The 15,347-nt window shown below is 37.7% G+C and carries 15 protein-coding genes; 5 read left to right on the top strand and 10 right to left on the bottom strand.

Translation table 11 applies throughout. The annotated features are described in order from the left end of the window. Positions 1-113 precede the first annotated feature (113 nt). The 3 genes from lepB (CD138_RS03405) to CD138_RS03395 all read right to left on the bottom strand — a co-directional run bounded on the left by lepB (CD138_RS03405) (position 114) and on the right by CD138_RS03395 (position 2,837). Positions 114-692: a signal peptidase I gene (gene lepB, locus CD138_RS03405; RefSeq protein ID WP_019168275.1), complete on the bottom strand. Its 579-nt coding sequence runs from the start codon at positions 690-692 to the stop codon at positions 114-116. 18 nt (positions 693-710) lie between these two features. Beyond that, entirely contained in the window at positions 711-1,229 is a 519-nt protein-coding gene (lepB, locus tag CD138_RS03400; protein WP_174700859.1) for a signal peptidase I, read from the bottom strand. Positions 1,230-1,505: 276 nt separating this feature from the next. Continuing rightward, positions 1,506-2,837, bottom strand: coding sequence for a glucose-6-phosphate isomerase (locus tag CD138_RS03395; protein WP_019168277.1), 1,332 nt, complete (start codon positions 2,835-2,837; stop codon positions 1,506-1,508). 192 nt (positions 2,838-3,029) lie between these two features. On the opposite strand from CD138_RS03395, the gene CD138_RS03390 reads away from it, so the two are divergent. From CD138_RS03390 to CD138_RS03380, 3 genes are all read left to right on the top strand, one after another. Continuing rightward, positions 3,030-4,232: an argininosuccinate synthase gene (locus CD138_RS03390; RefSeq protein ID WP_019168278.1), complete on the top strand. Its 1,203-nt coding sequence runs from the start codon at positions 3,030-3,032 to the stop codon at positions 4,230-4,232. Further along, complete coding sequence (argH, locus tag CD138_RS03385) at positions 4,225-5,619, top strand: argininosuccinate lyase (RefSeq protein ID WP_019168279.1); 1,395 nt, start codon at positions 4,225-4,227, stop codon at positions 5,617-5,619. Before CD138_RS03390 ends, argH begins: the two co-directional genes overlap by 8 nt. A gap of 276 nt (positions 5,620-5,895) precedes the next feature. Continuing rightward, a complete protein-coding gene (locus CD138_RS03380; RefSeq protein ID WP_019168280.1) occupies positions 5,896-6,837 on the top strand; it encodes a glycerophosphodiester phosphodiesterase in 942 nt (313 codons plus the stop codon). 420 nt (positions 6,838-7,257) lie between these two features. Here CD138_RS03380 and CD138_RS14125 read toward each other — a convergent pair whose 3' ends face one another. From CD138_RS14125 to pruA, 4 genes are all read right to left on the bottom strand, one after another. After that, on the bottom strand, positions 7,258-7,416 hold the full coding sequence (locus CD138_RS14125; RefSeq protein ID WP_019168281.1) for a hypothetical protein: 159 nt from the start codon (positions 7,414-7,416) through the stop codon (positions 7,258-7,260). Positions 7,417-7,554: 138 nt separating this feature from the next. After that, complete coding sequence (locus CD138_RS03375; protein WP_019168282.1) at positions 7,555-8,799, bottom strand: Glu/Leu/Phe/Val family dehydrogenase; 1,245 nt, start codon at positions 8,797-8,799, stop codon at positions 7,555-7,557. A 106-nt stretch (positions 8,800-8,905) separates the two neighbouring features. Then, on the bottom strand, positions 8,906-10,105 hold the full coding sequence (locus CD138_RS03370; RefSeq protein WP_019168283.1) for an ornithine--oxo-acid transaminase: 1,200 nt from the start codon (positions 10,103-10,105) through the stop codon (positions 8,906-8,908). Between the two features lie 176 nt (positions 10,106-10,281). Beyond that, on the bottom strand, positions 10,282-11,826 hold the full coding sequence (gene pruA / locus CD138_RS03365) for an L-glutamate gamma-semialdehyde dehydrogenase (RefSeq protein WP_019168284.1): 1,545 nt from the start codon (positions 11,824-11,826) through the stop codon (positions 10,282-10,284). A 404-nt stretch (positions 11,827-12,230) separates the two neighbouring features. Here pruA and ygs point away from each other — a divergent pair, with 404 nt between their 5' ends. Further along, entirely contained in the window at positions 12,231-12,620 is a 390-nt protein-coding gene (gene ygs, locus CD138_RS03360) for a S1 domain-containing post-transcriptional regulator Ygs (RefSeq protein ID WP_019166970.1), read from the top strand. Positions 12,621-13,087: 467 nt separating this feature from the next. Here the strand turns inward: ygs and CD138_RS03355 are convergent, their stop codons facing one another. After that, a complete protein-coding gene (locus CD138_RS03355; RefSeq protein WP_241520309.1) occupies positions 13,088-13,333 on the bottom strand; it encodes a hypothetical protein in 246 nt (81 codons plus the stop codon). A 652-nt stretch (positions 13,334-13,985) separates the two neighbouring features. Between CD138_RS03355 and CD138_RS03350 the strand changes: the two genes are divergently transcribed. Continuing rightward, positions 13,986-14,186 carry a cold-shock protein gene (locus CD138_RS03350; protein WP_014614408.1) on the top strand — a complete coding sequence of 67 codons (201 nt, stop codon included), beginning with the start codon at positions 13,986-13,988 and terminating at the stop codon, positions 14,184-14,186. A 256-nt stretch (positions 14,187-14,442) separates the two neighbouring features. Here the strand turns inward: CD138_RS03350 and CD138_RS03345 are convergent, their stop codons facing one another. Together CD138_RS03345 and CD138_RS03340 are read right to left on the bottom strand one after the other, a co-directional pair. Then, a complete protein-coding gene (locus CD138_RS03345) occupies positions 14,443-14,703 on the bottom strand; it encodes a DUF1871 family protein (RefSeq protein ID WP_019168287.1) in 261 nt (86 codons plus the stop codon). A 21-nt stretch (positions 14,704-14,724) separates the two neighbouring features. Beyond that, a complete protein-coding gene (locus CD138_RS03340) occupies positions 14,725-15,318 on the bottom strand; it encodes a peptidylprolyl isomerase (RefSeq protein WP_019168288.1) in 594 nt (197 codons plus the stop codon). Between the last annotated feature and the right edge of the window lie 29 nt (positions 15,319-15,347).

Raw genomic sequence — 15,347 nt, 5'->3', positions numbered from 1 at the left:
AAAGTCAGTCATATGTTGCATCTTTGGCACAGAAAAAGCTGGGAAAACGAAATAGTCTCCCAGCCTAAGTTCTTATCTTATTGATGCAAACAATATATCATGTATTATGATTGTTACTCTTGTGTATCTGTATGATCTGGATTGAAGTTGATTTTAAATTCACTCAATGGCCAGAATCTAAATGCGACTTTCCCTACGATTTGGTCTTTATCAATCAGACCAAAAGCACGACTGTCTTTACTTACTTCACGGTTGTCACCTAACACCAAATATTTGTCTTTCGGAATCTGTGCCTCGCCGTTACTGCCTGGTAAGTCTTTAGAATCAAAAGAACCTGTAATTTGTTCATATGTCTTATGTTTAAGATTGTAATCTAAATAAGGTTCATCTACTTTTTTGCCATTAAGATAAAGTTGATCATCTTTATAAACAACATGGTCTCCCGGTTTACCGATAATACGTTTCACATAGTCATTCGTTTCATCTGCATGGAATACAATCACATTTCCATTATCTAAATGACCTAAAGTTTTACCAAGTTTGTTAACGATGACTCTTTCGCCATCTTTTAATGTAGGATCCATGGAATCCCCTTTAATATTGTACGGTTTAATGACAAATGCATACAGTAGACCTACAATCAATAATGCTAATCCTATAGACAGCAGCCATTCTATTGTCTCTTTTTTCACAGTTTTACACCTCTTATTTTAAAAATGAGTCGTTATTCTATCGAAAGGATAATAACGAAGCCATAACTTACCTTCAATATTTGATTTCTTAATGAGACCAAACGTTCGCGAATCCGCACCATCATCACGTTGATCGTTTAATATTAAATACGTGTTTGGAGGAATGATGTCACTTTCTGAATTCGGCAGTGATTTCAATGACCACGACTTATGATCTTGTTGGTGCACATACGATTCTTTCACAGGCGTATGGTCCAAATACAAGTCGCCATTTTGAAATTCCACCGATTGCCCAGGTTCGCCAATCACACGTCCAACACGATATTGTTGATCGACACGGTAGACCACGATATCTTGATGATGAATCCCATTGAAGCGTGGTGCGAGTTTATTCACCAACAGCCGATCGTGAGGTTGAAGTGTCGTGTCCATATTTTGATGCTTTACTTCATAGGGTATCACAACAAGCAAGACGATGACGGCTAAAACTACCATTGCACTCATTAAGGCGAATGTCATCTTTAACAGAAACTTCAATTTTGCACTCCCAATCATTTCAAATTCATCATAACAAATTTTATCTTATCATAATTTCTCTTAAAACGTTAACTTTTACATTTAAATCACACGCTTCATTGTTTGTTTGCGTTCATCTATTCATTCACTTTGAACAATGAGAGCGATGACAAATATACTCATAATACAAATCGGTCATCTATGTCAAAATTCAATCGACGCTCGCAATAAAAAAACTGACAAGACATTATGCCTCATCAGTCTTTCATTCATATACGGTTCAAAAACAATCTTAAATTATAAGCGTGCTTCTAAATCTTTTTTCTTATCTTCAAATCCAGGTTTACCTAATAACGCAAACATGTTTTGTTTATAAGCTTCTACACCTGGTTGGTTGAATGGGTTCACACCTAATTGGTAACCACTCATTGCTACAGCTAATTCAAAGAAGTATACGACATAACCATAAGTTTCAGCGTCTAAACGTGGTAATTTAACAACCATGTTTGGCACGCCACCGTCAGTATGCGCAAGTAAAGTCCCTTCGAATGCTTTAGTGTTAACTTCATCTACTGTTTTACCCGCCAAGTAGTTTAAACCATCTAAGTCATCCGCGTCTTCTTCAATTGTAATGTCGTGTTCTGGATTTTCTACTTTTAACACTGTTTCGATTAAGAAACGACGACCTTCTTGTACATATTGACCTAATGAGTGTAAGTCAGTTGTAAAGTTGGCACTTGAAGGATAGATCCCTTTTAAGTCTTTACCTTCTGATTCACCAAATAATTGTTTCCACCATTCATTGAAGTATTGTAATGATGGTTCATAGTTGATTAACATTTCTGTTGTGTAACCTTTGTTGTAAAGGATGTTACGGATAGATGCATATTGGTAAGCGATGTTTGAAGATAAATCGTCTGATGATAATTCTTCACGCGCTTTTGCTGCACCGCCCATCATTGCATCGATATCAATACCAGCAACAGCGATTGGTAATAAACCAACTGCAGTTAATACTGAGAAACGTCCGCCGACATCATCAGGTACGACAAATGTTTCGTAGCCTTCATTTGTTGCAAGTTGTTTTAATGCACCTTTAGCTTGGTCAGTAGTTGCAAAAATACGTTTAACCGCTTCTTCTTTACCATATTTGTCTTCTAATAATTTTTTGAAAATACGGAATGCGACTGCAGGTTCAGTTGTTGTACCAGATTTTGAAATCACGTTAACTGAATAGTCTTTGTCAGCTAAATAGTCAATCAGTGATTGTAAATATGAAGATGATAAATGGTTTCCTGCAAAGATGATTTCAGGATATTCACTATCTTTTTTGAATGCTGGTGTTAACATTTCGATTGCTGAACGTGCACCAAGGTACGAACCACCAATACCGATTACGACAAGTACATCTGAATGTGATTGAACTTGCTTAGCTGCTTCTTTAATACGTGAAAATTCTTCTTTATCGTAATTAACTGGTAGGTCAACCCATCCTAAGAAGTCACTGCCTGCACCTGTACCTTCATGAATAGTACGGTGAATTGTTTTAACAGCATCTTGTTGCTGATCTAATTCGTGTTGACCGAAAAATTTTAAAGCTTTTTGATAATCTAATTGGATATGTGTCATACACTTTTGCCTCCTAATTTAACTTAACATAAATTTATTTTACTAAGTTGTCTCAACAAATTCAATTGACTTACCCAAGCATATGAATTGACATGTATTTTTCGCGAATATTTATTTGGGTATTTGCATATAAATTCATATATGTTATAGTAAAGTTAATCAAATATTAAATTTTCAACAGAGGTGACTAGGATGAAAGATAAAGTGGTTTTAGCATATTCAGGCGGTTTAGATACGAGTGTGGCAGTGCAATGGTTGATCGAACAAGGTTACGATGTGATTGCATGCTGTTTGGATGTTGGCGAAGGTAAAGATTTAGACCTTGTTTATCAAAAAGCACTCGATATGGGCGCAATTGAATCTCATGTTATTGATGCGACGAAGGAATTTGCGGAAGATTATGTCGGTTATACGATTAAAGGTAATTTAATGTATGAACAAACATATCCGCTCGTTTCTGCATTATCTCGCCCACTTATTTCTAAAAAGTTAGTGGAAATCGCTCATGAAACGAATGCCGTAGCGATTGCGCATGGTTGTACAGGAAAAGGTAATGACCAAGTGCGTTTTGAAGTGGCGATTAAAGCATTAGATCCGAACCTTAAAGTGATTGCACCCGTACGTGAATGGGGTTGGAGTCGTGAAGAGGAAATTGATTATGCGAAAAAACACAATATTCCAGTCCCAATTGGCAAAGATTCTCCGTATTCAATCGATCAAAACTTATGGGGTCGTAGTAACGAATGTGGTGTATTAGAAGATCCTTATGTAGCACCTCCTCAAGATGCATATGATTTAACAAGTGAATTAGAAGATACACCTGATACGGCTGATGAAATTTTAATCTCATTTGAACAAGGGATTCCGACACATATCGATGGTCAGCATTATGCATTAGATGACCTGATTTTGTATTTAAATGAACTTGCTGGAAAACACGGTATCGGTAGAATCGACCATATTGAAAACCGTCTCGTTGGTATTAAATCAAGAGAAGTGTATGAAACACCTGGCGCTGAAGTCCTTATTAAAGCACACCAAGCGCTAGAAACTATCACTTTGACAAAAGATGTGGCACATTTCAAACCGATTATTGAAAAACAATTTGCTGAACAAGTGTATAACGGCTTATGGTTCTCACCTTTAACTGATGCGCTTAAAACGTTTGTTGATCAGACGCAAAAATATGTCACTGGTGATGTTCGTGTCAAATTGTTCAAAGGTCATGCCATTGTAAACGGTAGAAAATCTCCTTACACACTTTACAATGAAAAATTAGCGACTTATACAAAAGAAGATGCATTCAACCAACAATCAGCAGTGGGCTTTATCGATATTTACGGTTTACCTACACAAGTGAATGCGATGTTACATGGAGGCTATGCGGATGAGTAAAAAAGCTTGGGGCGGCAGATTTGAAGAAAAACCAGAAGCGTGGGTCGATGCGTTTAATGCGTCGATTCACTTTGATCAAACGCTCATTGACGAAGATGTTCAAGGCAGTATTGCGCACGCGACCATGCTTGCACACCAACACATTTTAACCGAAGCAGAAAGTGCGTTAATCATCGAAACATTACAAGCGATTCAACATGACTTTCATGAAGGTAAAATTGAATTTCAAGCGGCGTTAGAAGACATCCATTTGAATGTTGAACATGAATTGATCAAACGTATCGGTCCTGTGGGTGGCAAACTGCATACGGGTCGTAGCCGTAATGACCAAGTCGCAACGGATATGCATCTGTATACAAAAAAAGAAGTCCAGACCATCATTGAATACCTTCATACTTTTCAACAAACGTTATTACAGCTTGCAGAACAGCATGTAGAAACCATCATGCCCGGCTACACTCACCTTCAACGTGCACAACCAATTTCATTTGCGCATCATATCATGACGTATTTCTGGATGCTTGAACGTGATCAAACGCGTTTTAAAGAGGCGTTAGCACGTATCGACGTTTCCCCTTTAGGCGCAGCAGCTTTAAGTGGGACAACGTATCCGATCGACCGTCATGAAACGCAAACATTACTTGGTTTTAACGCGTTATATGAAAACAGTATCGATGCCGTGAGTGATCGTGACTACATTGTTGAAACGTTGAACAATATTAACTTAACGATGATTCACTTGTCTCGTTTTGCTGAAGAAATCATCTTTTGGTCATCAGAAGAAGCAAAATTCATCACATTGTCTGACGGATTTTCAACAGGCTCTTCAATTATGCCGCAAAAGAAAAATCCAGATATGGCAGAGCTCATTCGTGGTAAAGTCGGCCGTACAACAGGACATCTCGTCAGCCTATTAATGACATTAAAAGGATTGCCACTCGCTTACAATAAAGATATGCAAGAAGATAAAGAAGGCTTATTCGATGCGATTGAAACCGTTAAAGGCTCACTCCGCATCTTTGACGGTATGGTTGCAACGATGACTGTCAATACCGATCGTTTGCAAGAAACCGTACGCCAAGACTTTTCAAATGCGACTGAGTTAGCGGACTACCTTGTCACGAAAGGTATCCCATTTAGAGAGGCACATGAAATCGTCGGCAAACTTGTACTGTGGGCCATCCAACATGAGATGTATTTACTCGATGTCCCATTAGCGGTGTATCAAGATCATCACGCACAGATCGAAGCAGACATTTATCAATACTTACAGCCTGATGAAGCGGTCAAACGTCGTCAAAGCTATGGTGCCACTGGTCAAGACGCTGTTCGTCATCAAATCAAAGTCGCAAAGACACATTTAGCACAACATCATACTAACGCATAATTCATAGGAGTGCTATGGTGCCTGTGACTCAGCTCTGAAAAACATATCCTCGCCTGATTGAACTGTCACAAAGTTTGATCAGGCGTTATTGCGTTGAAATATCCCCCAACATCTACATATTCTATTGTGTTACGAAAATTTGACGTCCCCTTTTAACTGAATGTGTGGCGATCATTTCAAACATAAAGATAAAGTAATTTTTGAATTAAGACTATTGCCGTTTTTTTGAATTTTCTCTATGCTAACATTAACACCATTAATTAAGGAGGCATCAATATGAAAGTCACATCACATTTATTAGCATCAACCGTTTTGATTGGGTCACTCATTGTAGGTGCAAACGCGCTCGCTGACAACACCCAAGCAGGTTCACCTCAAAGCGCTGCCCAACACCATCAAGCTACACCACTGTCACCAAGTCAACATAATGTATTAAACAAACCTCATGTCAACATTGGTCATCGTGGTGCAAGCGGTTATGCGCCTGAACATACTTTTGCTTCTTATGACAAAAGCCTTAACGAAATGGGCGCTGATTATTTAGAAATTGATTTACAAATGACGAAAGACGGTCATTTAGTGGCGATGCATGATGATAAAGTGGACCGTACGACGAATGGCACAGGCCGTGTCGACCACTATACATTGGCAGAATTAAAAAAGTTAGATGCGGGTTCATGGTTTAACGAAAAACATCCAGAATATCAAAATTCACAATACGTCGGTCAACAAGTGCCAACGCTCGACGAAATTTTCAATCGTTATGGTACGCAAGCCAATTATTACATAGAAACGAAATCACCAGATGTTTATCCAGGAATGGAAGAAAAACTGCTTCAAAAGTTACATCAACACGGTCTCGACTGTAAAAATAATTTGAGCAATGGGAAAGTGGTGATTCAATCGTTTTCAAAAGAAAGTCTAAAAAAAGTACATCAACTTAACCCTTATATTCCACTTGTACAATTGTTGGAGCGAGGCGAACTTTCACGTCAATCCGCGACTGATTTACACAACATTCAAAGATATGCAGTTGGTGTAGGGCCAGATTATCATGATTTAACAGCCCAAAACACACGTTCATTGCGTCAACAAGGTTTCTATATTCACCCTTATACTGTGAACGATAAAAAAACAATGATGCGTTTAAATCAATATGGGGTGACAGGCGTCTTTACGAACTATCCAGATGTATATCACGCTTTAATCCAACAATAAGCACCTCACTTTTTCATTTACAACAAATTAGCAATAGCCAGGGGCCGGGATACAATGACGTTTCCCGGCCCCTCTCCTATGATGAGCAACAAGTAAAATATGAAAATATAAAATCTGTTAAGGTGAATAGAAATGAAAAACTTTGATGCTATTGATGTAGTATTTCATTTAACTTGCCCTATTCCTAAGATTTATGTTTTTGATTGCCCTCATGGCTACGCTTTCCGCTCCCCATAGAACACGAGTCCATGACAGCAATTGCGGAATTTTAAAAAGGTTATCCATGTGTGCAATTTGATGAAAATATATCCAGGTTAGACAATTAAAAAATTTTATATCCCATCCATTGGCTATTTTGAATTTCATTTTTCCAATTTAAAACACAAATTCACGATTTCAGTTCAGTTATCGTTGTCCATGTTACTTTTTGGATGAACCTCTATTCACCCCTTTAATCACATAAATCACGCCGATGATGATGAATACTGCAGCAATGAGCCATTCGTGCTTCGTTGCAAATGTGATACCCGCTACGGTAAAAATGGTTGCGATGATGAGTGTAAACGTAATTCTATTCATTGTTGTTTCCTCCTGTTGCTTAAAGGTGCAATTTCATATTTTATGAACGGCTGGTGTCTACCAAAAGTTCATTTTGAGTTAAAGGTATAAAAAAACAGAGACGCACGTATTCAGCGTCTCTGCTTTTTATCTATTATTCTATGCCCAACCACGATAACGTGCCGCTTCTGCAGTACGTTTAATACCGACAATGTAGGCTGCTAAACGCATATCAATTTTACGATTTTCAGCTAATGAATAAATCGTATCGAATGACGTCACTAATTTTTCACGTAATTTTTCGTTGACTTCATCTTCAGTCCAATAATAACCTGTGTTATTTTGTACCCATTCAAAGTATGAAACCGTTACGCCACCAGCACTTGCAAGCACGTCTGGCACTAATAAAATACCACGTTCAGTTAAAATTTTTGTTGCTTCAGGCGTTGTTGGTCCATTGGCTGCTTCGACAACAATTTCAGCTTTAATGTCTGCTGCGTTGTCTGCAGTAATTTGGTTCGCAATGGCTGCTGGTACTAAAATATCACAGTCTAATTCGAATAACTCTTTGTTTGAAATGGTATCTTCAAATAAGTTTGTCACTGTACCAAAACTGTCACGACGATCTAATAAGTAGTCAATGTCTAGTCCTTCTGGGTCATGAAGTGCACCGTAAGCATCTGAAATACCTACAATTTTGGCACCTTTATCATATAAGAATTTCGCTAAAAAGCTTCCTGCGTTACCGAAACCTTGAATCACAATACGTGAACCTTCAATTGATTTGCCACGACGTTTTGCTGCTTCTTCAATTGCGATAACCACACCTAATGCTGTTGAGCGATCACGTCCTTGTGATCCTCCTAATACGATCGGTTTACCTGTAATAAAGCCTGGAGAGTTGAATTCGTCCATTTGACTATATTCATCCATCATCCATGCCATAATTTGAGAGTTTGTGAATACGTCTGGCGCTGGAATGTCTTTTGTCGGTCCAACAATTTGTGAAATCGCACGCACATAACCACGAGATAGTCGCTCAACCTCATGAATACTCATTTGACGTGGGTCACAAACGATACCACCTTTACCACCGCCATATGGTAAATCGACAATACCACATTTTAATGTCATCCACATTGACAATGCTTTAACTTCTTCTTCATCAACGTCTGGGTGGAAACGTACCCCACCTTTAGTTGGTCCGACTGCATCGTTGTGTTGTGCGCGGTAACCCGTAAATGTTTTAACTGTACCATCATCCATTCTCACTGGAATACGTACTGTCAAAAATCTTAAAGGTTCTTTGATAAGTTCATACATGCCATCATCAAAGCCTAATTTATGCATTGCTTCCTTAATGATGCCTTGCGTTGACGTCACTAAATTATTTTTTTCAGCCATGATCCATTTCGCCTCTTTTTCCTACTATTGTTTTCGCTTACATTCGTATTGTAACATAAGCGATTTTATTTTAAAGTGCTTTCCGCTCAATTTAAACGTGTAACTTTTACCCTTGTGCGAACACCTTTTTCACTTTTTCAATCGCAAAATCTAACTCTTCTTTAGTAATGACTAATGGGGGTGCAAATCGAATGACTGTATCGTGTGTTTCTTTACATAAAAGCCCTTCATCTTTAAGACGTTCGCAATATGGACGCGCATCTTCATGCAATTCCACACCGATAAAGAGACCACGACCACGGACCTCTTTAATTGCTGGGTGATCGATTTCAAGTAATGCATTTTTAAAGTATTCACCGAGTTCAAGAGAGCGACCTGGTAAGTCTTCATCCACAATCACGTCAAGCGCCGCTAGTGAAGCAGCACATGCTAATGGATTGCCCCCAAAAGTAGAACCGTGTGAACCTGGCGTAAAGACATCAAGCACTTCTTTATCTGCAAGAACAACAGAAATTGGTAATACACCGCCCCCAAGTGCTTTACCTAAAATGTATACATCTGATTTCACATCGTCCCAATCTGTCGCAAATAACTTACCTGTACGTCCTAAACCAGCTTGAATTTCATCAGCAATAAATAATACGTTGTGTTCGTCACAAAGTTCACGTACTGCTTTTAAATAGCCTTCTGGTGGAATGTTAATCCCTGCCTCACCTTGAATCGGTTCAATGAGGACAGCAGCAGTATTTTCATTAATTGCAGCTTTTAAGCTTTCAATGTTACCAAATTCAACATTTTGAAAACCTTCTAAAAGTGGACCATAACCACGTTGATATTCTTTTTCTGAAGAAAGTGATACTGGCGCCATTGTACGTCCGTGGAAGTTACCGACCATTGCAATGATTTCAGCTTCATTTGGTTTAATGCCTTTCACTTCATATGCCCAACGACGTGCAGCTTTCAATGCAGTTTCTACCGCTTCTGCACCTGTATTCATCGGTAAGGCTTTCTCTTTACCTGATAATTTACAGATTTTTTCATACCATTCACCTAAGTTGTCACTATGGAAAGCACGTGAAACAAGAGTCACACGATCCGCTTGTTCTTTAACAGCTTGAATGATTTTAGGGTGACGATGACCTTGGTTGACCGCTGAATATGCCGCTAACATGTCCATATAACGATTGCCTTCTGGGTCTTTCACCCATACCCCTTCAGCTTCAGCAATAACGATTGGAAGTGGTAAATAGTTATGCGCTCCATAATGATTCGTTTTTTCAATGATTTCCTCAGATTTTGTTACCATGCAATCTCCTCCTTAAATATAATACGCACATCTCTTCACATGAAAGTGTAGGGCAAATCGATTAATAGTATCATCCAATACCTATCATTCAAGTAGTGAACGGTGCTCATAAATGATTTACCCTACATTCAGTACAAAACGTGATGCTTTGTACATTTCTGTTATTTAATTCATCATTATAGATGTTCTGATACTGAACGACCTTGCATGTGTAATACTAAGTAGTCTGGTCCACCTGCTTTTGAGTCTGTACCTGACATTTTGAAGCCACCGAATGGTTGGTAACCCACGACTGCGCCTGTACAGCCACGGTTGAAGTAAAGGTTGCCGACCATGAAGTCACGACGCGCTTGTTCTAACTTCATACGGTTATTTGAAATCACGGCACCTGTTAAACCGTATTCAGTATCATTCGCAACATCAATTGCTTCATCAAAGTCTTTAACTTTAGTGAAACCAACAACTGGTCCGAAAATTTCTTCTTGCATCACGCGTGAATTTGGATCTAAATCAGCGAAAATTGTTGGATATACAAAGTTACCCACTTCTTCGTCCGTGTTACCACCCGTTACAAGACGACCTTCTTCTTTACCAATTTCGATGTAGTTTTTAATTTTATCTAAAGATTTTTGGTCAATGACAGGACCCACATACGTATCTGGTTCTGCAGCATTACCCACTTTAATTTTTTCTGTTGCTTCTTTAACGCGCTCTAACAATTCATCATAAATGTCTTGGTGCGCGATAACACGTGAACATGCTGAACATTTTTGACCAGAGAAACCGAATGCTGAGTAAACAATCGAATCTGTCGCAACTTGTAAATCTGCTTCGTTGTCGACGATGATTGCGTCTTTACCACCCATTTCAGCAATAACACGTTTAATATGGTTTTGACCTTCTTGAATGACTGCAGCTTTTTGGATAATTTCTTTACCGACTTTTTTAGAACCTGTAAATGAAATGAGACCCACATCTTTGTTTTCAATTAAGAAGTCACCAATTTCACTTGAAGAACCAGGAATCCAGTTCACGACCCCTTTAGGTAAACCGGCTTCTTCTAAAACTTCCATAAATTTATATGAAATAATTGGTGTATTAGAAGATGGTTTTAATAATACTGTATTCCCCGTTACAAGTGGTGCTGACGTTGTACCCGCCATAATCGCATACGCAAAGTTCCATGGAGAAATAACAACACTTACACCTACAGGTAAGTAATCAAACTGATTGTATTCGCCAGGACGGCTGTTCACATGCTTGCCATCTTTAAGTTCAAGCATTTGACGACCATAATATTCCATAAAGTCAATCGCTTCCGCTGTATCCGCATCTGCCTCTTTCCAAGGTTTGCCGCCTTCTTTTGACAATAATGCAGAAAATTCATGCTTACGCTTACGTGTAATTTCAGCAGCTCTGAATAAAATATTGGCACGTACTTTTGGATCTACTTTTCTCCAAGTTTTAAACGCTTCTTTTGCTGCTTCTAACGCTTGTTGTGCATGTTCTTTAGTCGCTTTTGAAACATAGCCGATTGTTTCTTCGCGATTTGAAGGATTGTATACACGTGTTTTGTCTTCAGTGAATATACGTTCTCCACCAATAATTAATGGATAGTCTTGCCCGAGTTCACTTTCAACCTTTTCTAATGCACGAAAATAAGCCTCGCGATTTTCCTCTTTCGTAAAATCTGTAAATGGTTCGTGTTGATATGGAATCATTTAAAATCCTCCTTTGTTTATTATAAGAAAACCCTTACATCTATCATGACATATTCATGACATATTTGTAAAAGAAAACACTATTTGTATCAACATAAAAGCCGTACGTTCCATATGTCATGACCCACTGACATGCTCGCATCAATTTAAATCAATCGATAGTGATTAAGCGCTTTCATTTATAAGCAATTATAGCCTTTTTAACCTTAATATTGCAATAGCCTTTCTCTTGAAAATAGTGACTTTACGATACTTTTGTAAATAGTTGTCAAATCACGTTTATCCTGTTAAAAACAGTTGTTTGTGAATGTTAAAATATCCATTTCATATAACGAATAGTTAGGAGATTCTCAAAAGATGTGCTATGATAAAAATGTTAAAAACTAATCGATAAGGGGTTATGAATGTTGAAAAGACAGTATCGTGTTGGACAACATGTCAAAGTACGCGTGACTGGTATTCAACCCTACGGCGCATTCGTCGAGACCCCTGACAGTACTGAAGGACTCATTCATATATCCGAAATCATGGATGATTATGTACATAATTTAAAAAAGCTTTTGTCACCAGGTCAAACTGTGAAAGCCAAAATCATCTCTATTGATCAAAACGGAAAGTTAAATTTATCTCTGAAGGATAATGATTATTTTAAAAATTATGAGCGTAAGAAAGGTAAATATTCAGTATTGGATGAAATTCAGGAAACTGAGAAATATGGGTTTCGAACATTAGAGGAACGTTTGCCATATTGGGTGAAACAGTCCAAAAAGAAGATGAGATATGAGTCTAAATAACGCTTGAAGTCAATGTACGGTTTGTGCATTGGCTTTTTTATTTGAAGATTTTGGGACTTTGGTAGGTTGGAAGCATCGGTGTTACCTATATCAGATTCATTGACAATATTAAGAATGCTAGAGTTGAGTCCTCAAGGGTACCCCACAAACCTTAGCAATCATAGGAAGAGTAACTCGTGTTATTAAAAGTACATTCCCAAGAAAAAATGGAGTGCATCGATATTTTCCTTCAATCGTCATTGAAGACTTGAGCGGTTGCTTCTTTTTAGACGTCCACCTCGCTCTATTTAATTACTTGAACGACATTCTCTTTTCTACTTTCACTTTCATCGAATCAATGGCACGGTTTTTTAACACACACTCCGTTATGTGATTTGTTTTCCTATTATCGAAATATCAACTATAGAAAAGGCACTCAAATTTCATGTTTAGTGAACTATAAGTGCCTTTACTGATTTTTTAAAGCCTTATTGTACTTTAATATGGTTTCTGTTTTTCGTATAAATGATAAAACCAACGACAATGAAATCAATGAGAATTAAAACTAAGTACAATACAACCATACTCGATATCGTCGGATGATATAGGATAGCAATGATGAAATACAATAGACTCATACCTATGAACGATTTTCCTGTTATTTGATTAACATAGATTCTATTTTTAAAAATGAGTAATAGTGGATTATTCCAAAACGTGCTGTTAAATTTCATAAAGAGAACACCTGTGACAAAAATAAATAACGACAGTAAAATTCCAACTAAAATGTTCATTTGTTTCATCCCTTTTTAGTTAATATAAAATCATCTTTGACTCGTGAAAATTCTGTGATGCAAATAGAAGGAATAGTTTGCCTTATTACATGCAAAATTCACTCTCTTACTCACAATGTTACTAATTGCAGCATCCCTTGTACTTTACCTTCTTTATTTCAGAACATTCCGACAATTATCGAGTTACTAGTACACCCGTCAAAAGGTAACTACCATCTTTTATTTAAATATACCCCCCCAATCCAACTGTCAATTTCGATATTACACGTTTGCTATTTTTGTTGCTCTTTTACTTTTCTCATTATGTTTAAGTGTCAAAAGCATGTGAATCTAGTATACAAAAGTGCTTGATTTCATCTTTTTTAAATTTTTTTCGTGCTTACGTGCGCCCGACTTCAGAGGTGTTTTAACACTTCATTTTTGAACAACCTAAATTATTTATCCTTTACTTTATTTAAATTAAGGCGTATAGTTAGGTTGTCGTAATAAAAGAACTTGAATTTAAATGTAGTGTATTTGTTTAGAATATCCTCTTTTTTAATCAATGAATTTATTGCAAATATTTGTGCAAAAGCACGTGGAGGTATTCTATATGAATAACGGTACAGTAAAATGGTTTAACGCAGAAAAAGGTTTTGGATTTATTGAAAGAGAAAACGGCGACGATGTATTTGTACATTTCTCAGCAATCGTTGGAGACGGATACAAATCATTAGAAGAAGGTCAAAATGTTGACTTTGATATCGTTGAAGGCGAACGTGGTGCTCAAGCAGCAAACGTTGTTAAAATGTAATCTAACCTTTTAATAGAGAAGAGACGAGGAAGCACTCCTCGTCTCTTTTTTTGCGTTGTTTTAATGCTTTGCCCTCCTTGGTCGTGTGTCTTATAGTACACGTGTTCATTTTATAACCCCCTTTTTTTAACCCTATGCGATGGTTGCCCCTTCTCAACATATTGTTAAAGTAGAATCCGTCTGTCACGTCATGAAACATGTTTAACCAAAAAAGCCGATAAAAACCATTCACGATTTTTACCGACTCTTCTATTCATTAAGAAATACTGCATTCCGTTTGCATGTTGACCGCTTCAGTTGCTTTCACTAAGCAAACGTCATATGGCAATGTTTCATCAAACGAAAATTGATAAATCTGTTGGAACGCTTGTGCCACGGCTTCTGCTTCACCTATTTGATGTACCGCATCCATCATTTCGTAAACTTCTGCGTCTCCCATCGTTGGGTCATCAAATTGCATGGGATTCCAATCCGCTAAATATTGATATAATCGAATATTTAAATCATTATTTGCCACGTGATGACCTCCATTCATTGCTTATTCTTCAATGTCAATCGATTCAATGACAACATCATACATTGGTTTGTCTTGTGCATCGACTTTAACACTTGCGATATCTTCTAATGTGTCTTCACCTTCAATGAGTTGACCGAATACTGTATGTTTTTGGTCTAACCACGGTGTACCGCCTTTTTCTTTGTATGCTTCAGCGATTTCTTTTGGCCAACCCCCATCAACGAGTTGGTCTACCATTTGTGCGGGTACTTCTTTCATTTGAACGATGAAAAATTGTGAACCGTTTGTACCTGGACCTGCATTCGCCATTGATAACGCACCGTATAAGTTAAACGCATTCATTGAAAACTCATCTTCAAATGGGCCGCCGTAAATACTTTCGCCACCCATACCTGTACCAGTTGGATCGCCACCTTGAATCATAAAGTCATTGATCACACGGTGAAATGTAATCCCGTCGTAGTAACCTTTTTTAGAAAGTTCGACAAAGTTTTGAACTGTCTTTGGTGCAATGTCAGGGAATAACTTTAATGTCATGTCCCCTTTATTCGTATGCATAATTACTTTAATTTCGTTTTCTTGAATTTCTTTCGTTAATTGTGGATAGTTTGTCATTTTTTATACTCCATTCGTGATAAACTGTT

Origin of the sequence: Staphylococcus intermedius NCTC 11048 (assembly GCF_002902385.1) — a bacterium.
GTDB lineage: Bacteria > Bacillota > Bacilli > Staphylococcales > Staphylococcaceae > Staphylococcus > Staphylococcus intermedius.
Note: the sequence above shows the minus strand (reverse complement) of the source record. Positions and strands in the feature narration are given on the sequence as shown.